The 23,433-nt window shown below is 45.4% G+C and carries 18 protein-coding genes and 2 pseudogenes; 7 read left to right on the forward strand and 13 right to left on the reverse strand.

Annotated features, from left to right (window positions below; all coding sequences use genetic code 11):
* On the reverse strand, window positions 1-654 hold the full coding sequence (locus tag MINF_RS06750; RefSeq protein WP_148205181.1) for a phosphopantothenoylcysteine decarboxylase domain-containing protein: 654 nt from the start codon (window positions 652-654) through the stop codon (window positions 1-3).
* A 97-nt stretch (window positions 655-751) separates the two neighbouring features.
* Between MINF_RS06750 and lipA the strand changes: the two genes are divergently transcribed.
* The 5 genes from lipA (at window position 752) to MINF_RS06775 (ending at window position 5,806) form a co-directional block, all read left to right on the forward strand.
* Window positions 752-1,627, forward strand: coding sequence for a lipoyl synthase (gene lipA / locus MINF_RS06755; protein WP_012463861.1), 876 nt, complete (start codon window positions 752-754; stop codon window positions 1,625-1,627).
* 73 nt (window positions 1,628-1,700) lie between these two features.
* Window positions 1,701-2,333, forward strand: a complete 633-nt coding sequence (locus tag MINF_RS06760) for an IS607 family transposase (protein ID WP_012463862.1) — start codon at window positions 1,701-1,703, stop codon at window positions 2,331-2,333.
* Between the two features lie 4 nt (window positions 2,334-2,337).
* Window positions 2,338-3,672, forward strand: a complete 1,335-nt coding sequence (locus MINF_RS06765) for an RNA-guided endonuclease InsQ/TnpB family protein (protein ID WP_012463863.1) — start codon at window positions 2,338-2,340, stop codon at window positions 3,670-3,672.
* A 241-nt stretch (window positions 3,673-3,913) separates the two neighbouring features.
* A complete protein-coding gene (locus tag MINF_RS06770; protein ID WP_148205182.1) occupies window positions 3,914-4,654 on the forward strand; it encodes an N-acetylmuramoyl-L-alanine amidase family protein in 741 nt (246 codons plus the stop codon).
* An 87-nt stretch (window positions 4,655-4,741) separates the two neighbouring features.
* Window positions 4,742-5,806: a serine hydrolase domain-containing protein gene (locus MINF_RS06775; RefSeq protein ID WP_012463865.1), complete on the forward strand. Its 1,065-nt coding sequence runs from the start codon at window positions 4,742-4,744 to the stop codon at window positions 5,804-5,806.
* 63 nt (window positions 5,807-5,869) lie between these two features.
* Here MINF_RS06775 and MINF_RS06780 read toward each other — a convergent pair whose 3' ends face one another.
* Window positions 5,870-7,048: a hypothetical protein gene (locus MINF_RS06780; RefSeq protein ID WP_238523461.1), complete on the reverse strand. Its 1,179-nt coding sequence runs from the start codon at window positions 7,046-7,048 to the stop codon at window positions 5,870-5,872.
* 12 nt (window positions 7,049-7,060) lie between these two features.
* Complete coding sequence (locus MINF_RS06785) at window positions 7,061-8,374, reverse strand: APC family permease (RefSeq protein WP_048810236.1); 1,314 nt, start codon at window positions 8,372-8,374, stop codon at window positions 7,061-7,063.
* 104 nt (window positions 8,375-8,478) lie between these two features.
* Here MINF_RS06785 and MINF_RS06790 point away from each other — a divergent pair, with 104 nt between their 5' ends.
* Window positions 8,479-9,813, forward strand: coding sequence for an aminotransferase family protein (locus MINF_RS06790; RefSeq protein ID WP_012463869.1), 1,335 nt, complete (start codon window positions 8,479-8,481; stop codon window positions 9,811-9,813).
* Between the two features lie 38 nt (window positions 9,814-9,851).
* On the opposite strand, the pseudogene MINF_RS11450 reads toward MINF_RS06790, so the two are convergent.
* From MINF_RS11450 to MINF_RS06820, 7 genes and pseudogenes are all read right to left on the reverse strand, one after another.
* Window positions 9,852-10,175 (reverse strand): annotated as a pseudogene (locus MINF_RS11450) (zinc ribbon domain-containing protein); the annotation flags it as partial.
* A pseudogene (locus tag MINF_RS11860) lies at window positions 10,167-10,361 on the reverse strand (MerR family transcriptional regulator); the annotation flags it as partial. The pseudogenes MINF_RS11860 and MINF_RS11450, both read right to left, overlap by 9 nt.
* Before the next feature lie 71 nt (window positions 10,362-10,432).
* Complete coding sequence (locus tag MINF_RS06800; protein WP_012463871.1) at window positions 10,433-11,098, reverse strand: dienelactone hydrolase family protein; 666 nt, start codon at window positions 11,096-11,098, stop codon at window positions 10,433-10,435.
* Between the two features lie 444 nt (window positions 11,099-11,542).
* Window positions 11,543-12,742: an argininosuccinate synthase gene (locus MINF_RS06805; protein ID WP_012463872.1), complete on the reverse strand. Its 1,200-nt coding sequence runs from the start codon at window positions 12,740-12,742 to the stop codon at window positions 11,543-11,545.
* 18 nt (window positions 12,743-12,760) lie between these two features.
* Window positions 12,761-14,653 carry a 1-deoxy-D-xylulose-5-phosphate synthase gene (gene dxs / locus MINF_RS06810; protein ID WP_012463873.1) on the reverse strand — a complete coding sequence of 631 codons (1,893 nt, stop codon included), beginning with the start codon at window positions 14,651-14,653 and terminating at the stop codon, window positions 12,761-12,763.
* Window positions 14,654-14,695: 42 nt separating this feature from the next.
* Window positions 14,696-14,926, reverse strand: coding sequence for an exodeoxyribonuclease VII small subunit (gene xseB, locus MINF_RS06815; protein WP_012463874.1), 231 nt, complete (start codon window positions 14,924-14,926; stop codon window positions 14,696-14,698).
* A 3-nt stretch (window positions 14,927-14,929) separates the two neighbouring features.
* Window positions 14,930-15,448, reverse strand: coding sequence for a hypothetical protein (locus tag MINF_RS06820; RefSeq protein WP_148205183.1), 519 nt, complete (start codon window positions 15,446-15,448; stop codon window positions 14,930-14,932).
* 362 nt (window positions 15,449-15,810) lie between these two features.
* On the opposite strand from MINF_RS06820, the gene MINF_RS06825 reads away from it, so the two are divergent.
* Entirely contained in the window at window positions 15,811-18,462 is a 2,652-nt protein-coding gene (locus MINF_RS06825) for a valine--tRNA ligase (RefSeq protein ID WP_048810499.1), read from the forward strand.
* A gap of 28 nt (window positions 18,463-18,490) precedes the next feature.
* On the opposite strand, the gene recA is transcribed toward MINF_RS06825, so the two are convergent.
* From recA to dnaG, 3 genes are all read right to left on the reverse strand, one after another.
* A complete protein-coding gene (gene recA, locus MINF_RS06830; RefSeq protein WP_048810500.1) occupies window positions 18,491-19,531 on the reverse strand; it encodes a recombinase RecA in 1,041 nt (346 codons plus the stop codon).
* A gap of 181 nt (window positions 19,532-19,712) precedes the next feature.
* The gene (gene rpoD, locus MINF_RS11900) at window positions 19,713-21,584 is read right to left on the reverse strand and encodes an RNA polymerase sigma factor RpoD (RefSeq protein WP_012463880.1); all 1,872 of its coding nucleotides are present in this window, start codon (window positions 21,582-21,584) and stop codon (window positions 19,713-19,715) included.
* A gap of 54 nt (window positions 21,585-21,638) precedes the next feature.
* A complete protein-coding gene (gene dnaG / locus MINF_RS06840) occupies window positions 21,639-23,426 on the reverse strand; it encodes a DNA primase (RefSeq protein WP_012463881.1) in 1,788 nt (595 codons plus the stop codon).
* Between the last annotated feature and the right edge of the window lie 7 nt (window positions 23,427-23,433).

A 23,433-nucleotide genomic window follows, 5' to 3' on the forward strand; every position in this document is an offset into this window, starting at 1 on the left:
TTAAGCTGATTTTTCTTTTAACTTTAATTCAGGAAGAAAAAAATCCCCAATTTTTTCAACCGAGGGCACATGGATAATCCGGCCTTCTTTATTTAAAATGCCATAGCCTAACCCATATGCCGGACCATTGATAACACAGTAATCTGTGCCGCTGCGTTCTATTTGCTTCATTCCCCTTGAAAGAATCGTCTTGTGATCACCCTCTACTTCATACTTCCATCCCGCAATCAAGGCCTCCGGAAAGATCGCGCGTAATTTTTCTATCAATTTTGGAGCAGGCACAACCCTAATCCAATATTCCCTATCGCTTGCAATCTTTGTTTTAAGAACTCCTTTCCCATACTGATCTACGATTTCTCGGACCTGGAAGTCACAAAGGGCAGCCGCATGAAAGACGGCGTCAAAATGATGATCCGGGGCCAGCCTTTTTATTTCTTTCCATAATCCTTCATTCGTATCAAAGAGATACAGATCAAAGGGTGGAGCGGCCGGCCGTAAAGATGAAAGACTTCCCAGTAAGCAGACGACCTCTATTCCCCGATTGCTGAAATAAGATGATAATTCAAGACCAAGCTTGCCCGTAGAAAAATTCGTCATCCTCCTTACCTCATCTATAGGCTCATAACTCGGCCCACAGGTTATCAGTACTTTCATTCCGTTATTATTTCTACGATCGGCATGCAAACAACTATTATTTTTTTTTGATAAATCTGTTGATTAATTAATAAAGTTCCCCATTAATTGACTATCTATGGAACAGCCACAGCCCAATGGAAAACCTCCCTGGCTTAGGGCAAAAATCCCAGGAGGGGCTGCATATAATGAAATACGGGGTATCGTTCGTTCTTACAACCTTCATACCGTCTGTGAAAGTGCCCTTTGTCCCAATATTGGAGAATGTTGGAGTAGGAGAACTGCTACATTGATGATTCTTGGGGATCGATGTACCCGAAGTTGCCGGTTTTGTGCCGTGACTACAGCAAGACCCCTTCCTGTTAATTATGAAGAACCCAAGAATGTCGCTCTTGCAATCAAGGCTATGGGATTAAAATATGCGGTCATTACTTCTGTAGCCAGAGATGACTTGAAAGACGGTGGAGCAGAAATGTGGGCCCAAACAATCAAGGAAGTAAGAGCCCTCAATCCTGAAACAAAAATCGAAGTGCTCATTCCCGATTTTCGGGGAAACATGAAAAGTCTCCTGACAGTTCTTGAAGCAAGACCCGATGTCTTAAACCACAACGTGGAAACCGTGCCCAGGCTTCAAAAACGAGTAAGACCCCAAGCCCGTTACGAAAGATCGCTGGAGATTCTCAAGAGATCCGCCCAAGAAGGTTTTCCCACAAAAACCGGCCTCATGCTCGGCATAGGTGAAACAACAGGGGAGATTGAAAGTACTCTTGTAGATCTCTACGGCATCGGGGTAAGAATCCTTACCCTAGGTCAATATTTGCGCCCTTCAAAAGACCATCTTCCCATTGATAGATGGGTCAGCCCGGAAGAATTCAACGCTTGGAAAGAATTTGCTCTAAAAATGGGATTTCATCACGTGGAATCCGGCCCTTTAGTCCGCAGTTCTTACCATGCCGATGAATATGTAGGGGCTGCCAAAGAGGCCTTGTTATAGTACAAGAAATGGGATAATCTTGGAGCTAAACTCTAGTATTGCAAATAGTGCGTAATGGTGTATTATGTAGGGCATGGAAAGCACTATGAGCACGGGCCGGGCGGCCAAGCTGCTGGGGGTCTCGGTCAAGACCATGCAGCGATGGGAGCGTGAAGGCCGACTAATTCCTGCGGCGCGGACCGACAGCAACCGAAGGCTTTACACCGAATCACAGCTTCGTGATTTTCTCGGCCTGCGCCATGCGGTGTCCGAGCCGACGCGGCTCATCGCGTACTGCCGCGTCTCCAGCGCCGCACAGAAGCCCGATCTTGTTAATCAGCGCAAGGTGCTGGAAGAGTTCGTGGTGGCAAAGGGACTGGCGAACGTCGAGTTCATCGAAGAGGTCGGTGGCGGACTGAACTTCAAGCGCAAGCGCTTTTTGGAACTCATGGACGCCATTGGACGGCGAGAGGTCAAAACCCTGATCCTTGCCCACCGCGACCGGCTCACCCGGTTTGGCTTCGAGTGGTTCGAGCATTTCGCCAATAGGAATGGGTGCGAACTTCTCGTGCTCAACCAGGAGCGGCTGTCGCCCGAACAGGAAATGGTGCAGGACCTGATGACCATCGTGAATTGCTTCTCGTCCCGGCTCTACGGTTTGCACAACTACCGAAAAAAGCTCAACGAAGCGCTGAAGCTGGACGCGACCAACGCGACACAGGTGTGAAGCCGTGCAACTGACCCACAAAATCGCCCTTCGTCCGACGCCCGAGCAGGCAGACTACTTTGCCCGCGCCTGCGGCACCGCGCGGCGCGTCTGGAACTGGGCGCTGGACGAGTGGAAGCGCCGGTATGCCGCCGGGTGTAAACCCAACGCGATGGCGCTCAAAAAGCAGTTCAACGCCATCAAGTACCGCGACCCGCAGTGGCTTGACGAGGACGGGCAGCCGTGGCTCAAGACCATCCATCGGGACGCCCACGCGCAGCCCTTTGCGTACCTGGAAAAAGCCTGGAAGCGCTACTTTGCCGACCGCAAAGCGGGCAAACCGGCGTCTGAACCGCAATTCAAGAAGAAAGGCCGCTGCCGCGACAGCTTCTATGTGGCCAACGACAAGTTTCGGGTCAGCGGTAAGACGATTCGCCTGCCCAAAGTGGGCGAAGTCGCCATGGCCGAGGCACTGCGCTTTGAGGGCAAGATTCTCGGCGCCACCGTCTCTCGCACGGCGGATCGCTGGTTTGTGGCGATTCAGGTCGAAGTGCCAGACCGCATATTCCATCGCCGCCGCACGGGCGATGGTGTTGTGGGCCTTGACTTTGGCGTCAAAGCAGCAGCCACCCTCTCAAGTGGCGAAGCGATTGATGCTCCCAGACCGTTGAAAGCCGCTCTGCGCCGATTGAGAATCCGTAGCCGACGCTTAAGCCGCAAGATCGAAGCCGCCAAGGTTGCCGCCGGATTTGCTCCTCAAGCTCGTCTGCCCAAAGGCACCAAACTTCCCGTCTCCAACAACCGCAGGAAGTCTGCTGCGACATTGGCAAGGCTGCACGCCCGCGTTGCCAATGTCAGAGCGGATTTCACCCACAAGCTCACGACCCGGCTCTGCCGTAAAAACCAAGCGGTGGTGATCGAGGATTTGCGCGTCAAAGGCATGTTGGCAAACGACCGACTGGCCCGTGCCATCAGCGACGTGGGCTTGGGGATGTTTCGCGCGCAGATCGAGTACAAGGCGAGGCGCTACGGCACGCGGCTCATCATCGCCGATCGCTGGTATCCGAGCAGTCGCCTGTGTTCGGTTTGCGGGTGGAAGAACGAGGCGCTGACGCTCAAGGATCGGAGCTGGACGTGTCCCGAGTGCGGCGCGCACCACGACCGCGACTTCAACGCGGCGCTCAACCTCAAACGGCTGGCAACCGCAACTGCCCTACCCGTGGCGAGTCCGTCTGGTAACAGCGGCGTTGCGGCAGAGATGGTCTCTGCCGTAGTCGGGAAAGTTACGCCTGTCAGAGACGATTCCGTTGAGGAATCGGGGCAGGAAGAGAACAGTGCGCACCTTTGCGCACGTTTTTGATAGCAGAATTTAAAAATACTCTCTTATTCGATCGGTAATCTTAAAAGAAAAAAATTAAAGGAAAAACAAACGTCCTTGGTTTTATAAACGATTTTCCATTCCCTTGTAAAGGCTTAAAGAAGTATTTTCAAAATCCCAAGTTCAATCTTTAGAAGAATCTTTTGCGGCAATGCTTAAGGCTTGATTAGGTTCTTTTTTAAAACTATACTTGCAAATTAAACAGCAAAAAAGCTTTGGAGTTGTGATTTATTTTCTCTATCTGGTTGTTTTCTTTTTTCTTTTTCCTTCTTCCTTTGTTTTGGCCATTGACCACTTTTCTCAAGTTTTGATCGATCCCGGACATGGGGGGATAGATACGGGAGGAACAAGCGGGAAAAGAACAAGCTATTACCTGGTAGAAAAAGAATTGACCCTCGATGTTGCCCGTAGGCTTGCCCATGAACTACGAAAATCAGGGCTAAAAGTGATATTAACAAGAACAGGGGATCGATTCGTTGACCTGGATGAGAGGGTTAATCTCGCTAACCGCTTAGGCAAAGGAACAATCCTTGTAAGCATCCATTTCGATGCCCTTTCTAATCGCCATGCAAGGGGAATTAAAACCTATTTCTGGCATGCCAATAGTTTTGGATTGGCCACAAGAATACAAAGAAGCCTTGTTAAAATCACGGGAGAAAAAGATCTCGGTGTCATCCGTCGCCGGTTACGTCTCACACGTAATCCCACCATACCGGCCGTTTTGTGTGAATGCGGGTTCATGACCAACCCCTACGAAAATAAACTGTTGGCTTCCGCTTCGTATAGGAACACTTTAGCCGTTGCCATTGGTCGAGGAATACTTGAAGAAAAACGTCTCGGAGATTTTGGGATCACTCCCGTGGCCGAAATTTGGGCTCCCCTTTCCAAGGCTTCCGATTCACCCCGACATGCCCATCATAAAAAAACAAAAAGGAAAAAGCCCGTCAAAAAACTCGAGGCTTGACCAAAAAAAAAACGAGATTGCCTGGAGCCAAAAAAGGGATTTTTTAAACAAAGCTCTGCAAATAAAACAAAAAAATGACAATTTTGTATGAAAGTTTGCCCAAGGGTTTTTTGGTTTCTTTTTTTGATCTTGTTATTCTTTTCTATAAGCCCTTCAGTTTTTCCCCGATCCCCCTCCTTTTTCCCGGCTCTACAAATCCAGAAAGCCGCCGCTTATTCCAGGGTCCACAACCACCTGTCCCTCCTTATTATCAAGGATGGACAGGTTCTTCATGAAGAATATTCAGCCGGCAATGGCCCCCTTCTCCGCCACCGGATATTCAGCGGCACAAAAGGTTTTTGGGGAGTAATCGCCATGAAGGCTCAAGAAGAAAAGATCCTTTCCCTGCATGAACCCGTATGTTTAACAATCCAAGAATGGAAAGAAGCAGCCGACTTCAGGAAAAAAATTACCGTTTATGATCTTCTTCATTTTACAGATGGGATAGAACCCGCCTTTTACTTGCATAATGATGGTTTCTTGGATAGGAATTTCCATGCCCTTTTGCTAAAACCTGTCAGGGCCCCTGGTTCCATTTTCACTTATGGCCCCAGCCATTTACAGATATTTTGCGAACTTCTGAATCGAAAGCTAAGCCAAAGGGGGATGACCGCTTGTGAATACATGGAGAAAAACCTCCTGGAACCGTTGGAAATCCACAACGTGGAATTTAAAAGAGACGGTCATGGCAATCCTCTCCTTGCCGCTGGATTTCGGCTAACCGCTAGAGAATGGGCCAGATTAGGAGAACTGATCCTCAATAAAGGTTGGTTTAAAGGAAAAAAAATCATTTCTTGGGAATACTTAAGAGAATGTTTTCAAGGTAGCCCTATCAATCCTCTTTATGGCATAGGATTCTGGGTTAATTCCCTTGCTCCCTACGGCAGAGAAATCGATGTTGAAACGGAACTCAGCAAACCCTGGGAAAAAGCGAACTGGAAAAACGGCTCTCTATGTAATGATGCTCCTTCCGATCTTGTGGAATCCATCGGTTCGGCCAACCAAAGGATGTTTGTCATTCCTTCAATGCATTTAATTATTGTTAGGCAATCTCACGGCGGGGGTTTTTCGGATAGAACTTTCCTCAAGCTCCTTTTGGGGGCAAATGGGTAACATCTCGAGAACATTAAATGCCGCCGATTTCTTCCTTTTTAGCTTTCTTGAATTACCATAACTTTAGCCTTCAGGCTTGAAAGCAACGATCAGTCCTGCCTCTTTTGGATTCCACTTGTACCCAAAGCCAAAGGGTAGAGGCTCATGGTCTTGACTTGCAAAAGCTTCTTCCAAGTCCTTCTGGTAAAACTCCCTGAAAATGTTTAAAGGGGGGGTATAAACTCCAAATAGGAAAACTTTTCTACCTGCACCAACAAGATAGCGGTAAGGAACACCGCTGTCATCCTGCACGATTGCTTGGCTGTGGGAAAGCAGAAATCCCCTTAAAGAAGAAAAACCCTCCCCGTGAAGAAGATAGGAAGCCGATTTAATAACGGTATTGAAAGATCCAAGAGAAGAAAGAAAACGCATCAGGCTATCTTCGATTCCTCCATTGGAGAGATCGGACTGAAAGTAATATAAAGTTTTAAGTTCACCATGGCTGTAAAACCGAATGATGGTTGTTGAAGCCGTAGTTCTGCAATCCACAATTTTAGCCCCCGAACGAACGATCATGATAAGAAAAAGAGGAACGTTTCCACCAAGCAGGGAAAGATCCTGGCGCAATTCCTTGGTCACAAAATAACCCGCTTTGAAATAACTGTGCAAGGAAGATAAAATAAGAGGGAAAGTTTTTTCAAAAGTTTTCACCGATTCCAGGCTCGGGCATCTGCCGGGCATTTCTCGGCTCGCCAAAACATAGACTGTTGCTAGGGGAAAGAGACTCAGGGGAAACATTAAATCAGGCCCACTAAAAGGGTAAAAAACCGGCAAAGCCGGATCAATCAATCGACTTAGTTTTTCTTTAGAGAAATCCCGAATGGGTTTCCACGACCACAAGTCCCGCTTTTGCCATTGCTTTTCCAAGGAAGCTGCATACAGCTGCCATGACTGGGTCTTTTCGTAATCAAAAAGAAGCTCGGATTGTTTTTTCTCCACCGGCAGCCCTCCTAAAAATAAGCTGATCGTATCTATGCTTATTTTATTTGAAGGGCCGGAGGGGAGTACTTCTTCTTGCTCGTTCTGACCAAAAAGGCTCCATAGCGGGATACAACCCAAAAGGAACAACAAAAGGCCGGACTTTACCAAAAAACTTTTATTTCTTAGACTCATCATCTTCTCGAATAAAGAATGGCAGCTCAGTGTAAGCTGGAACTCGGTGATAATACTTATCTCCTTGCTATTCAAGACAAAAAAAGGCATCAAGAAGCAAGATTATCTTTTATCGTTGAAAGAACCGACCCCTCTTTTGGAGAAAAAATACACAACCACACCTACCCCAAAAGTCGACAACCCGAGAAGCGACTCGATAGGTCGTTGTCGAAAAACCTGCAGGAGTACTATGGATTCAACAATGACATAGAGTAGGGGAGTAAAAGGATAACCCCAAGTAGAGTAAAACCCTTTGGCTAGCGGTTCCTTGACTCGCAAGACGATAACGCCTAGAACCGTGAGAACCGTGGAAAGTCCCAAGGAAAATTCCACATAGGTAATGATTCGTGCAAAAGAGGAGCTCAAGAGCAAACAAAACATAATTAAGCCTTGGAGCATCAAGCCCACATAGGGAACGCCATCACTCGAACGTTTACTCAAGATCCTAAAAACAGGATAGTCTTCACCGATAGCTGCAGCCACCCTTGGACCTATCCATGCCATGGCACTCAGGGAGGAAAGAAGGCATATGCCGATCAAAAAACCTGCAAAACGGCTACCCCAATCACCGAAAATTTGTTTGGCCACGATAGCTCCAACTTCGATTTGACCTGAAATTTGTTCCCTGGGAACAGAAAAAACAAATATTCCGTTCAGTAAAGTGTAGATAATCATCACTACCGTTGTCCCTAAAATAAGGGACAGGGGGATATTTTTTTTAGGATTCTCGATCTCTCCCGCAATATAGGCCGCGGCATTCCAGCCCGAATACGAATACATGGTATAGATAAAACATAAGGCGAAAGGGGGACTAAAAAAAACCGACAACTCCGCCGGTTTAGGTAAAAGATCGGCCGCTCGAAGATCCATATGCCCAATACCATTGAAAATAAAAAAAAAGATTAATCCAATCTCGATGACGATGAAGATATTTTGGAAAATCGATTCCCAGCTCACGCTACGAAGATGAAAAACATAGACAAAAGCGGATAAAAAAAGGGATATCCATAAGGGAGGAATGGTGGGGAAAACATAACTAAAATACTTGCCAAGAGCCATTGCGGTTGCTGCCGAAGGAGCAGCAAAACCTATCGTCACAGAAAGCCACCCCGCTAGGAAACCGAGCAGGGGATGATAAATTTTACTCAAAAAAATATATTCTCCTCCCGATCTTTTAAAACGCGCCCCCAATTCGGCATAACAAAGAGCGCCACTCAAGGCAATGATACCGCCCATGATCCATATACAGAGGATCACAAAAGCTGAAGAGATCTCTTTTATTTGAAACCCCACCGTCGTAAAGACACCGGTGCCGATCATGTTGGCAACAACAATTGAGAAGGCCGTAAGAGGAGATATCTTCTTAAATCCGATCATGGTGCTAAAAATTTTCCCTATTTTTAAATCAAAATACCAATCTATTCTTCTTTCCTTTTGGTTTACCCTTGCCCTAAACTTGTTGTATTACAAATAAAACTGATATGGATGGTTCCTCTTGTCATTTCTTTCATCCTCCTGCGGACTTTCCCTCTTTGTACATAAGCAGAGCCCAGGGCATATACCTTTACACAAAAGAGGGAAAAAAGATCCTCGATGCGGCTTCGGGAGCGGTGGTGGTCAATGTCGGTCAAGGCAGGGAAGAAATTGCAAAAATAGCGCTAGATCAGCTCAGAACCCTTAATTATATCGTTCCCTTGTGGACGTCAAAACCTTTAGAAGACCTGGTCAAGAAATTAGCCGAGTGGGTTCCATCCAAAGCATATAGGTTTTATTTTACAACGGGGGGAGCGGAAGCGGTAGAGGCTGCCTTTCGATTTGCCTTTTTATATCAGGCAATGGAAAATAAACCCTGGAAAAAAAATATTCTTTCCCGATTTACTTCTTATCATGGAATAACCCTTGGAGCGTTATCCGCCAGCGGCAATAGAATAAGAAGGAAAAACCTAGAGCATTGCCTCGTGGATTGGCCTAAAATTCCCCCTCCTTACTGTTATCGCTGCCCATGGTCCAAGTCCTATCCTTCTTGTGGTATTGCTTGTGCCCAGGCTCTAGAAGATCTACTTAAAACGAAAGCCGGAGAAAGTATAGCCGGCTTTATTGCAGAGCCCATTATAGGAGCTAGTGGAGGAGCTATTGTCCCCGTCGATGAATATTGGCCTAAAATCGCCGAAATTTGCAAAAAACATGAGATTTTATTGATCATGGATGAAGTCATGACAGGTTTTGGAAGAACGGGAAAACGCTTTGCCTTTGAACATTGGGATATAGAACCCGACATCATTGTCAGTGCTAAGGGCCTTTCCGGTGGATACAGCCCCATGGGGATGATCGCCGTCAAAGAAGAACTCGTCCGGAATTGCGAAAAAAAGGCAAAAAATTTCATGTTTTATACCTATACATCCCATCCCTTGGGCTGTGCTATCGCCACAAAAATTCTTGAACTTATCGATGAAGAAAAACTCGTGGAACGTTCAAGCCGCATAGGTGCTTTTTTAGGAGACTCTTTAAAAAAGACACTGCTGAATCATCCTTTAGTCGGAGACATCAGGGGCAAAGGACTTTTCTGGGGAGTGGAAATCGTTCGAAACAAAGAAACAAAAGAACCTTTTGATCCAACGGAAGGCTCTCTTAGCAAGGTTATAAAAACCGCCCTCGACCTCGGGGTATTTTTCTATCCTTGCCAAGGAATGGCGGATGGTTTCTCAGGAGAAGCCCTGCTCATCTCTCCTCCTTTAACCGTGAATGAAGTGCAGATCGCAACCATTGTCAGCGTACTAAAAGAAAGCCTCGATCTTCTCCAGCAGTCCTTGAGATAGGCCTAATGAAGATCGGCATAGCAGGACTCAGTCTGCTATCAAAAACGTGCGCAAAGGTGCGCACTGTTCTCTTCCTGCCCCGATTCCTCAACGGAATCGTCTCTGACAGGCGTAACTTTCCCGACTACGGCAGAGACCATCTCTGCCGCAGTGCCGCTGTTACCAGACGGACTCGCCACGGGTAGGGCAGTTGCGGTTGCCAGCCGTTTGAGGTTGAGCGCCGCGTTGAAGTCGCGGTCGTGGTGCGTGCCGCACTCGGGACACGTCCAGCTCCGATCCTTGAGCGTCAGCGCCTCGTTCTTCCACCCGCAAACCGAACACAGGCGACTGCTCGGATACCAGCGATCGGCGATGATGAGCCGCGCCGGCTCGGACACCGCATGGCGCAGGCCGAGAAAATCACGAAGCTGTGATTCGGTGTAAAGCCTTCGGTTGCTGTCGGTCCGCGCCGCAGGAATTAGTCGGCCTTCACGCTCCCATCGCTGCATGGTCTTGACCGAGACCCCCAGCAGCTTGGCCGCCCGGCCCGTGCTCATAGTGCTTTCCATGCCCTACATAATACACCATTACGCACTATTTGCAATACTAGAGTTTAGCTCCAAACCGTTTTTTAAATCTTTTAGAGGGATTTGGGCCAATGCCTGGAAAACCAATCAGCGGCAACGTTGGCTACCTGATCTAAAGTTCCAGGTTCTTCAAAAAGATGTGAAGCACCAGAAATAACCACCAGTTCTTTTTCGCACCGAAGCAAGTCAAGGGCTTGTTCATTAAGTCTCAAAACAAATTCATCTAGGCCGCCCACAATAAACAAGGTAGGAGCCTTCACTTTTGCGAGGGATTCTCCCGCCAAATCAGGCCTTCCTCCACGGGAAACCACGGCTTTTACCTTTTCCCCTAGCTCGGCGGCTGCGACTAAAGCAGCCCCTCCTCCGGTGCTTGAACCAAAAAATCCTATTGAAAAGCTCCTTGTCAGTCTTTGTGTTTTAAGCCAATGTGCTGCTCCTACAAGCCTTTGGGCAAGCAGCCCTATGTCAAACCGGTAGATCCCGCTAAATTCGTCTTCAGCTTCTTCATCAGAAGTAAGAAGATCAAAAAGAAGGGTAGCCGACCCTTTTTCCCTCAACTTCCTGGCTACAAACTGGTTCCTAGGACTAAAACGACTGCTTCCGCTCCCATGAGCAAAAAGGACTATTCCCCTAGCCCCTGGAGGAATTTCCAATGTTCCGGGAAGGGCAAGATCACCGATAATTACATTGACTTCCTCTTTCAAGGCTTCGTTAGTCACTCCTCACATTATGGCCCCGAATTAAGGCAAAATCAAGGAACGGTTAGGCCGTTTTATGCGGTCTATTCCTCATCAGAACATATCCTGATCTTCAATAACTGCCCGAGCATGTTCTTTAGCTTTCTTGACAGGGGGGGCAACTGCCTGCTATTACCCAAATAGCCCTGCTCGAGTCACCACCTTTGCAAATATATCCTATCTTCTGCAATTAAAATATCAGAGTTTTTTAAGACTAACCCCTTGTATATCCAAAATCCAAACGCACAAAAGGATCTTCTCTGCGACGATTGGCATAGGAGAATCCGCGGAGCAATAAAAGAATAGAGGGCTATTTAGCTTGAATTGATCTTCCCTTGGAGATCATCCTTTTTGGCTATACCAAAAAAACCACCCCCTTGAGTGGTCATGGATCAAATAGGCATAATATCGACCAGGGATATGTAATTACATATTTTCTTTCTGAGAAGAGGCTATCGTTCTTAGCCGCAAGGATTGGAGACGAATAAAACCGGTAGCATCCTTGGGGTCGTAGGCTCCTTGATCGGATTCCATCGTCGCCAGTTTAGGGTTATAAAGGGAATAAGGACTTTTCCTTCCCAAAGTCGTAAGATGCCCCTTATAAAGCTTGAGACGGACAACCCCCGTCACAAACCGTTGGCTCTGGTCAAATGCCGATTGAAGAAAATATCTCTCCGGTGAAAACCAAAACCCATTATAGATCAGCTCCGAATATTTGGGAATTAAGCTATCCCGCAGGTGCATAACCTCCCTATCCAGGGTGAGAGTTTCGATCTGCCTGTGTGCAAAATGGAGAATCGTTCCTCCAGGGCACTCATAGACCCCCCTGGATTTGATGCCTACAAAGCGATTTTCTACTATATCAATCCTCCCAATCCCATTCCTGGACCCCAATGCGTTTAGAGATCGTAGTATTTCTACGGGCTCTATTATCTTCCCATTGATTCCAACACAGTTGCCCCTTTCAAATTCCAAGTCGACTACCTCCGGGCGGTCTGGGGCTTCTTCAGGATTTCTCGTTAACCGGAACAGATCACGGGGAGGCTCTTGCCATGGATCTTCAAGCACCCCGCTTTCATAGCTGATATGGAGTATATTCCTATCCATAGAATAAGGTCTTTCAGGACTGACCGGTATTTCTATACCTTGCTTGTGGGCGTAGGCGATAAGGTCTTCCCTTCCTTTGAAATTCCACTCTCTCCACGGCGAGATGACTTTTAAGTCCGGCGCCAAAGCAGCATAGGTCAATTCAAATCGGATCTGATCATTTCCTTTTCCTGTTGCCCCATGAGCTAAATAATCCGCTCCCTCTCTCTTGGCTATTTCCACTTGTCTTTTAGCTATAAGAGGACGCGCTATGCTTGTTCCCAAAAGATACTGGTTTTCATAGATGGCTCCAGCTCTAATCATCGGATAAACATAATCACTCACAAACTCCCTGGTCAGATCTTCAATGATACACTTTGAAGCACCGAGTTTTTTTGCCCTTTCTTCTAGACCTTCAAGTTCCTCCTGCTGCCCCAAATCGGCACAAAAAGCAATAACTTCAGCCTCGTAAGATTCTTTGAGCCACCGTAAAATAACAGAAGTATCCAATCCCCCCGAATAGGCCAAAACAATTTTCATATCGTTTAGTTCGTGTCCTCAAGCAATTTCAAGATTAGTGTCGGACTTAGGATGCTTTAAAATCTTTAGAGATTGCTCCAAGGCGTTCTCCACGGTAATCCCGTATTTCTTCCTTAGAATGTCCACTTTGCCATGTTCTATAAATTTATCCGGCCAGCCTATTCTCACTACGGGTATTCTTAGTCCTAGGGCTTGAAGCTCCTCAAGAATAAGAGAACCAAATCCCCCTGCAAGAACATGGTCCTCAATAGAAACAATAAGATCAACACTCCTTGCAAAAAACTCCAGCGTTCCTCGATCAAAAGGCTTAACCGTCCTTGGGTTGATTAAGGCCGCGGAATAACCACATTCTTCTAGCTTTTGTGCGAGTTCCTTCCCCATTTCCACCATGATCCCCAAGCTGAATATCGCAACATCTCTTCCATGCTTAATCACCTCCGCTCTCCCTATGGGAATCAGTTCAGGACGTTCTTTTACGGCGACTCCACTGCCGCTACCCCTAGGATACCGAATGGCTACAGGTCCCGGATGATGCATGGCCGTAAAAAGCATGTCTGCCAATTCATCTTCATCTTTGGGATGCATGATCGTAATATTGGGAACCGTTCTTAAATAGGCTACATCAAAAAGCCCGTGGTGGGTCGGCCCATCATCCCCGGACAGCCCGCCTCGATCCAAGCAGAAAACAACGGGTAGCTTCTGCAAGCAGACATCATGGATTATGGGATCATAGGCTCTTTGAAGAAAAGTGGAATAAATTGCACAATAAGGCTTGAATCCCTTGGTCGCCATTCCCGCCGCAAATATGACCGCATGTTCTTCGGCTATACCCACATCAAAGTACCTGTCAGGAAACTTGGGTTGAAACTTGTCCAAAGCTGTTCCATTAGGCATGGCAGCGGTTATGGCAACGACATTCCTGTTCATATCCGCAAGCTTAATCATTGTCTCAGCAAACACCTCTGAAAAAGTCTTTCTTGGACTCGAAGGGGTTTCTCCAGTAATCGGGTTATAAGGCCCAAGCCCGTGGAATTTCTTCTGCTTTTCCAATGCAGGAGGGAAACCTCTTCCTTTTTGGGTAATAACATGGAGTAAAACCGGATACTCCTGGTTTTTTAGAAATTCAAAGGTGGATATCAACCGAGCAATATCATGCCCATCTATGGGACCATGATAGGTTAACCCCAGCTCTTCAAAAATCACGCTAGGCCAAAGGAGGCTTTTAAAGGCTTCTTCAGCTTTCCTAGCCACCTTGAGAACATTTTTCCCAGGCCATTTTTCCAAAACCTTCTCAACCCTATCGCGCAGGTAAGAGTAAGCCGGGTTGGTAACGATCTTGTTGAAATAACTGGCTATGGCTCCTACATTCTTGTCAATTGACCACTCATTATCGTTAAGAATGACAATAAGCCTTTGAGTTGTGGAAGCGACGTTATTCAATGCTTCGAAAGTAATTCCACAGGTAAAAGCGGCATCTCCACAAAGGGCTATGACGTGTTCTTTTCCCCCTCTCCTATCCCGGGCTACCGCCATCCCCAGGGCAGCGGATAGGGCGGTTCCGGCATGGCCGGCGCCATAACAGTCATACTCACTTTCTTCCCGAGACATGAACCCTGAAATTCCTCCATGTTGCCTAATCGTGTGGAACCTATTCTTCCTTCCCGTAATCAGCTTATGGACATAGGCTTGATGACTCACGTCAAAAACAAAATGATCCCTTGGAACGTCAAAGACATAATGGAGTGCAAGGGTTAGTTCCACAACGCCGAGGTTTGGACCTAGATGACCTCCACATTTTGAAAGTACCGTGATCATCTCCTGACGGATCTCTTCGGCCAGTTTCGTCAATTCCGAAACCTGAAGTTTTTTAAGATCCGCCGGACTATCTATTCTATCGAGCAACTTCTCCATAATCTTCCCTCCACGATTAAAAAAAACTTAAGAATCCTCATTTTAAATACTGTTATTCTCTCGACGAGAGAGATGGATTATTCTTTGTTCAGCTTGATTCAGTTTATCATCGCAGATTTTCAACAGTCTCCTTCCTTCTTCATATTTCTGGAGAAGATCTTCTAGGGGCAATTGACCTGACTCCAAGCTGTGAACAATCTCTTGAAGCTTTTTAAAAGCTTCTTCAAAACGCATTTCTTTTTCTTCTGGGGCATTCGCTTCGCAAAGACTCATGATTCACAAAGCCAGGGGTTGATATTTTCCTATCTTGAACCGGGGATCGGAGGATATTAAGTTTCCAAGAGATTTCCATCTTACCCCCTCCATTTCATAAAACCCTTGAAGGTATATAGAGACATATTCGTTGGGAAACTCTTCAAAAAGCCTATCGACAGCCTTCCGTAAAGTCTCTAAATCGGGCTCGTCAGGGACATCTTCCACAACCCCTTTTTCATCATGAACTATCCCTAAAATGTCCAACCAGCGACACAACATCGGACTCTGAGTTTCTATAAGCCAATGAGAGAGAAGATAAAAACTCATGGTTTCACTCCGAGGATGGGAAAGCAGTTTTTTACATAGCGAGTGTCTTTGGGTTTTAGGCATTTCTAATAACTTGCTTTGTCTCATCCCTATTCCCTTGGAAACCATGTCAAGCAAAAGTCGATAGAGCTTTTTATCTGACTTTTGTGCACATAAAAGTATTTGATGGGCTAAATCATCGCTGATCGAATCCCAAATCAGGTAAGTAGGCATAAAGCAAAAACACATAATAGAAGAAAATTTTAAAAAAACAATCTCATTCTCTTTCTTCTGTTATTTTTCATTCTTTAGCCATCCTCATCGCTAAACGGCCTATCCCTAACAGGATCAACAGTTGCACCTTTTCTCCCAATAGTCTATAATCAGCTCAACCGGTCACTGGGCAAACGCCGTTTCCAAGCCAACGAAAAGGGGTTTGGGATGCAATCGTAAATGAGAACATAGTTTGCCTGAATTTGGACGTGCCTTGTGCTCTGCAAAAAAATGAGAAAATCTGGTAAAAGGGATAAAGGATAATCCCAAGCTTGTTTTTAGAAAACATTCCCTTTTGTTTTATCAATGATAAATTAGAGCTGATGCATACCGAAAATTTTTTCCCTAAGGCTTACGAACCGCTCACCGTACAAGACCGGCTTTATAAACAGTGGTTGGAACAAAAAATATTTCATGCCAACGCCCATTCATCCAAGCCTTCTTTTTCTATCGTTATGCCTCCTCCCAATATCACAGGCGTACTTACTTTAGGTCATGTACTCAACAATACCATTCAGGATATTTTGTCTCGAAAAGCACGCATGGAAGGCAAAGAAGTCCTTTGGCTGCCCGGACTTGATCATGCCGGCCTTGCCACTCAAGTCGCCGTACAAAAATACCTGCTTAAAACTAAAAAAATCGATCCCCAAACATTATCAAAAGAAGAATTTCTGAAAATCGTGTGGGAATGGAAAGAGAACCATTCTCAGAAAATATTGGAACAGCTCCAAAAATTGGGATGTTCGGCAGATTGGCAGAGAACAAGGTTTACCCTGGATGCTGCCTATAGCCAAGCCGTTGCAAACGCATTCATAAGGCTTTATCAAAAAGGATTGATCTACAGGGGAAAGCGGATGATCAACTGGTGCCCTGCCTCACAAACGGCTCTTTCGGATGAAGAAGTGATTCCTAAAAAAATCGATGGTGTCCTTTTTTTTGTTCGATACCGGCTCTTCGACGATCCCTCTGTTTCACTAACCGTAGCCACCACAAGACCCGAGACCATCCCCGCTGATTCCGCTTTAGCCGTTCACCCTGACGACAGCCGTTACAAGCAGTTTATAGGAAAGTTCTGTTTAAGACCCTTCCCCAAAGAACCGATACCGATTATCGCCGATCGGAGGGTCGATCCTCAATTTGGAACGGGTGTGCTCAAGATCACCCCGGCCCACGACAAGCTCGATTTTGAGATTGGAACTGAACACAACCTTCCCATTCGAGACATTCTCACAGCAGAGGCTAAACTTAATTGTCCTGAAGTAGTTGAACTTCACGGATTGGATCGGTTTGAAGCCCGGAAAAAAGCCGCAGAGCTGCTCTCTTCGCTAGGACTTTTAGAATCCGAACAACCCTACTCTCATGTCGTAGGGTTCAGCGAACGTGCCGATGTGGCTATTGAACCGAGAATCAGTGAACAGTGGTTTTTAAGGTACCCCAAAACAACAGAAGCCTTGGAGGTGGTCAAACAGAAAATCATTTCTTTCTTTCCTTCCTATTGGGAAAAAGTTTACGAACACTGGATAAAAAACATTCAAGACTGGTGTATTTCCCGCCAGGTATGGTGGGGACATCCCATTCCCGTATGGTGGAAAAACGGCTCCTTTGTTTGCCAGTTGGAATCTCCAGGTGAAGGTTGGAAGCCCGATCCGGATACACTCGACACCTGGTTTTCTTCGTGGCTTTGGGCGTATGAGACCATGGATGTTGAGACAAGAAAAAAATTTTATCCTACTGACGTCCTGGTTACAGGCCCAGATATTATCTTTTTGTGGGTTGCCCGAATGGTCATTGCAGGATTAGAATTTAAGCCTAGCCAGACCGAAGACCTTCAACAGAACATCCCCTTCCGTAAAGTCTACTTTACGGGTCTTATTCGTGATAAACAGGGAAGAAAAATGTCTAAATCCCTGGGAAATTCCCCTGACCCAATCGAGCTTATCAACAAGTATGGGGCTGATGGCTTGAGATTTGGTCTTTTGCGTATCGCCCCTCAAGGACAAGACATCCGTTTTGATGAATCTCAAATTGAAGAAGGAAGAAATTTCTGCAACAAGCTCTGGAATGCCTGCCGATTTAGAAATCGCCTTGGGCAAACCAATCCCCATCCCAACCCCTGGATACATCCCAAATCTTCTTTTTCTCATGAAATCTTGAAAAAAGTCGGCCAAACTTCCTCTCTTTTAAATGAAGCTTTTGATTGTTTTGAATTTAACCAGGCCGCCATTACTCTTTATGAATTTGTCTGGAACGAATTTTGCTCAAAATTTATTGAAGCCATGAAGTGGGAGCTTGCTTTCGATTGTAAAGAAACCCATTTAGGAGCCTATGAAACATTCGACTACACGATGTCAATCATTCTCCGGTGGCTTCATCCTTTCGTCCCCTTCGTAACCGAAGAACTATGGCAGAAAATGGGTTTTGGACGATCCTCCATTCAATTCGAAAAGTGGCCGGGAGAAGAACTCCAAGATATTTTAAGAAAGCCTCTGTATGATCCTGTTGCTTCCTCGATGGCCAGCGCTATTTATGAAGCGGCTGCTGCCGTTCGTACTCTCCGGTCTCTTTATTGTCCTAACCTCAATCAAAAAGTTAAGTTCTTTATAAAGAAAGAAAAAGAATTAACCGACCTTGAAAAAGCTGTATTCAGTGGCCTTATTGGGGCATCCTCGGTTCTCTCCATCGATGTTCGTCCTCTCGTTAAAACTCCAGCCGTGTTAACTCCTCTAGGAGAAATATTTTTGCCTTTAGAAGGCCTCATTAATTTTGAATTGGAAAAACAACGGATCGACAAAGAACTGACACGATTAAAAAAAGATCTTTTGCTCTTAGAAAAAAGACTGTCTGATGAACAGACTCTTTCTAAAGCCCCCAAAGAAAAAATTGAAGATTGGAAAGAAGAAAAAAACAGCCTTGCCCTGAAAATCAAAAAACTTGAAGAACAGCGGGATTTTCTTAACGATAGGACAAACAGATAATCTTAAAAAAAACTTCCTTTGTCATTCCTTAACTGCCCGATACCGGAGCAGAATTTTTCCCATAAATCTTTTCCTTGGCTGCAGCTTCAAGTTTAGCACAAAGATTGACATCCGTTTTCAAAAGGCTGACTACAGCTTCTCTACCCTGCCCTAGTTGTGTCCCTTCAAAATAAATCCATGAACCTCTCTTTTCGACTATCTGTTCTTCAATAGCCAAATCGATCAGAGAACCTTCCCTGGATATCCCTTCGTTGTAAAGAATATCGAATTCACATTCGGTAAAAGGAGGAGCCACCTTGTTTTTTACGACTTTCAGCTTTGTTCTGTTTCCATAAACGGTTCCATCCGTCCCCTTCAATTGGGCTAGCTTCCTGATGTCTATCCTGACAGAAGCATAAAACTTCAAAGCTTTCCCTCCCGGCGTCGTCTCGGGATTACCAAACATGACTCCAATCTTATCCCTAAGTTGGTTAGTAAAAATACAAACGGTTTTAGCCTTGCTTATTTGTGCCGTCAATTTCCTTAAGGCGCTGCTCATAAGCCTAGCTTGAGCGCCAACAACCGCATCTCCCATTTGTCCTTCTATTTCGGCCCTAGGAGTCAACGCGGCAACAGAATCAATGACAATGACATCAACCGCATTAGAGCGAATAAGAGTTTCGGCAATCGTCAAAGCCTCTTCACCTGAGTCAGGCTGGGAAATAAGCAGTTCATTCATGTTTACCCCTAATTTTCTGCAGTATTGTGGATCTAGGGCATGTTCAACATCAATGATTACGCCTACCCCTCCCATTTTTTGAGCCTGGGCGATAACCGTTAGAGCCAAGGTCGTTTTACCCGAGGACTCAGGACCATAAATTTCGACTATCCTCCCCCTGGGGAAGCCTCCCACCCCCAAGGCCTTGTCAATGACTAGGCAACCCGTTGGGATGGTTTCAATTTGAAGCCTGGATCGATCATCTCCCAACCGCAAAATGGACCCTTCACCGAATTCTTTGGCGATTGCTTGAATAGCAAGCTCTAGACTTTTATCCTTAAGAGGAGCTCTATCCTCGATTTTTGTTCCCATAAGTACCGTTCTCCTGTATAGCTTAATTGTAGCAGAGTTGCTTCCGCAATCGAGCATGTTTTTTGATATATTCGTTGGGTTTTTTCCAGCCGCCAGCCCTCCTTGTCGATCCTCGAAATAGGCGAATGGACACAAAATCCCGGCCCTTTAAACAAAGAATATAAAAGGTTAAAGAAAAAGCTTAAAAAAGCTGGTCTACCTCGAGGAAACCTTTCAAATGACGCAGTCTTGTAGGATGACGCATTTTCCTTAGGGCTTTGGCTTCGATCTGTCGGATTCTTTCACGAGTTACCCGAAACTGTTTGCCTACCTCCTCCAGGGTTCGAGGATAACCGTCAAGCAATCCAAAACGTTGCTCAATAACGGTTCTCTCTCGTTCGGTCAGCGTTCCCAGTACATCTTTAATTTTCTCCCTCAACAAAGAATAACCGGTCATCTCGGAAGGATTTTCAGCGGCTTTGTCTTCAATGAAATCTCCAAAGGTCGTATCCTCGCTTTCCCCAACCTGGGCTTGAAGAGAGATAGGATGTTGGGCCATCTTAATGATCGTCCGTATTCTATCCACGCTCATCTGGGTTTCATCCGCTATCTCTTCAGGAGTAGGCTCCCTGCCTAGTTCCTGGATTAATTGTTTTTGCACACGCATAAGTTTATTGATCGTTTCAATCATGTGCACAGGAATCCGAATAGTGCGGGCTTGATCGGCAATACTCCGGGTTATAGCTTGCCTAATCCACCAGGTCGCATAAGTTGAAAATTTGTACCCTCTCCTGTACTCAAACTTTTCAACCGCTTTCATCAACCCCATGTTTCCCTCTTGAATCAGGTCCAAGAAGGAAAGCCCTCGGTTGCTGTATTTCTTTGCAATAGATATAACAAGCCTCAGGTTAGCTTCCACCATTTCACTTTTAGCCTTAATCGCCTCATTCAGCCATTGTTTTAACTCCTGATGCTTTTCTTTAAAAACAGGCAGGGGAAGTTGGATCTGCTTTTCCAGTTCCCGTAGTTTTGAGTGAACGGCCTTGAGATTTTTTTCCCTTTCTTGGGGATCTGCCTCTTCTTTTTCGAAGTTCTCCAAATTTTGTTCTAGGCTTATTATTTCACGATAATAACTTTCACTGGTTTGAACGAAATCCTCGATAACCTTCTGTTTAAAATAAAATTTTTCATATATTTTTTCTAGGCATCCTTTTTGCCTTTGGAGCTCTTTTTCCAAGCTTTTCCTCTCTTTAGATTTTTCCGGACAGTCGAGGAGTTGGGAATAAAGAGAATCCACTTTTTCTATCAACAGCTCTAATCTCTCTATGAGCTCGGGTAGTTTCGCCAGATATTCCTCGCGACATTCCACCTGCTTATCCTGGATTACACGGTCAAACCTTTCTTTACCCTGTCTTAATTTTTTAGCCAGATTTAAATACTCCTTGGCAATAAAATGAAAGCTATGCAAGCAGCTCTTGACCATAGCTTCAGATTGTTCAATTCTTTTAGAAATTTCCACCTCCTGTTCCCTCGTTAATAAGGGAACTTGCCCCATCTGCTTCAAGTACATCCGTACAGGATCATCAACGATGTCCAGTTTTGATTCCTTGCCTTCGATCTCCTCTGCATCTAGAGCTGTAACCGCCTTAGCATTGTCAACATCCGAGCTATCGATAATGTCTATCTCTAGGGTTCTTAGAAAATCATAAACCGCCTCAATTTCTTCCGAATTATTTACACTTTCTGGAAGGGCTTCATTGATATCGTCATAAGTTAGATATCCTTGCTCCTTAGCCAATTTAATCAAGGTCCGCAGCTTCTCCTGCTTATCCGGGCACTCATCCCAAATTTTTGCCAGCCTGGAAGCGATCTGTCGATCTTCCAAGACAAGTAAATTAGAGGAACAATTCTTATCAGAGAACAAACTCCCTGCGGATCCATCTAAAGCTTTTTCACTCCGCTGCTCATTTCCATATTTAGCATCAGTTTCAGGGGGGGAATCGCTCGGGTTAGAAGATGAAGGGCTTAAAGATAGAGAGACAATATCACCGGGTTTTTTGCTTTTCTTTTTCATAGAGAAGAGCTTTTGAAATCAGTCTTTGAGCATTTTTGACAATGAGTAGTAAAATTATAGAAGCTTTCTTGCTAAGTCAACAATCTCCTTTAATTTTGCTGAAATTTCTTGCCCCGAAAGTATCCCCGATTGGCTTTGAAGCTTTATTCTTTCAAGGCATTTTTGCCTCCACAAAAGGAACAAACCTTCTTGAAGGATCCTACAGTGCTCTTCTGGAGTATAACCTTCAGGTTTTTCTTGAAGAGGATGAAACATAAAAGAAACGACGATCCCTTTTTGTTCTTGAGAAAGAGTTTCAAGAAAAGAACTAATCGATACCGTCTTTTGCGCCTCCTCAAAGTCATAAAGTCTTATCAATAATTCTGCTGCCGGCATAGCGGATAAAACTCCAGCAGGGAATGTTTCTTTGAAATGAGCGATAAACTGGGGATACTCCATTAAAAACCAAAGGCTTTCTAGTATTACCGGGGGAATCTTTTCTCCCCAAGACTGTTTTTCTTGATCTTCTTTGCGGTTCAGCTCTTCAGGTCTTTTGTTGGCCGTGTCGAGTTGAGCCATTTTTTGCTCGAAAATTTCCAAGCTGATCCCGAGCCGGGCAGCTACCTCTAAACTAGCCGTATGACGGCGGACAGGATCACTTATTTTGATAAGAAGTCCCGCCATCTTCTCGGCAATTTTGCTTTTGCCAAAAGCTTGTTGGGGAGAATATTCCAGGCAAGCTTTGTTTAAAACGAACGAAGGATAAGGAAGGGCTTCTTCAAGGACTTTTTCAAACGCCTCTCTTCCCTTTTTAGAAATCAGGCTATCGGGATCCTCTCCAGGAGGAAGCTGCGCTATTTTGATTTCAAGCCCCTCGGCAAGGAGTATCTCCGACGCCCTCAATGCTGCCTCTTCACCAGCCCTATCTCCATCATAAGCTACGAAGACCTCGGAACAAAATCTTTTCAATAATCCTGCTTGATGTTCGGTTAGTGCAGTACCCTGGGTAGCCACGGCGGTAGAAAATCCGGCGGCATGGAGTCGTATGAGATCGATATGACCTTCACACAAAATCGCTTTGCCTGTTTCTGCAATAGCTCTCTTTGCCTTATGGAAGCCATAAAGAATTTTTCCTTTTGTAAAAATGGGACTTTCGGGAGAATTAAGATATTTAGGTCCCTGTTCTCCTTCAATAAGCCTACCGCTAAAACCAACGACTTTCCCCGCTTCATCGGTGATCCTGAACATGAGCCTGCCTCGAAATCTATCGTATATTTTTGAATGCTCTGTTCGAATAACCAGTCCCGCCGGCTCAAGCATTTCGAGGAGCCCCTTTTTAGTCGATGCCCACCTAAGCAATCCATCCCAGCTGTTTAGGGCATAGCCGAGGCCAAATTCTTTTGCTATACATAAATCTATATTCCTTTCTTTGAGATAGGCCCGGGCAGGCTCCCCGGAAGGCTCGTCAACCAGGATCTTCGTCCAGTATTCCGCAACAGCCTCATGGAGTTCCCACAATTTTTGCTTTTGCCTCAAGGATTCATTTTGTTCTTCGTAGCGAAAGGACGAGGGAAAGCTCAATCCCGCTCTTCGGGCAAGATGTTTTAATGCACCTATAAAATCCAATTTTTCATAATACATGATAAAATCGAACACCGTCCCTCCATAACCGCTGCTAAAGCACTTAAAGAGTTGTTTTTGGGGATCTACAAAAAAAGAGGGTGTTTTTTCTTTCTTAAAGGGGCTAAGCGACTTAAACTTAGAACCGGCTCTTTTTAGCACCACGTATTCACTCACCACTTCAACGATGTCGTTGGCTTGACGCACTTTTTCGATGAATTCTTTAAAGTCTACTTTGTCCATGTAAAAA

The organism is Methylacidiphilum infernorum V4 (assembly GCF_000019665.1).
GTDB classification, from domain to species: Bacteria; Verrucomicrobiota; Verrucomicrobiia; order Methylacidiphilales; family Methylacidiphilaceae; genus Methylacidiphilum; species Methylacidiphilum infernorum.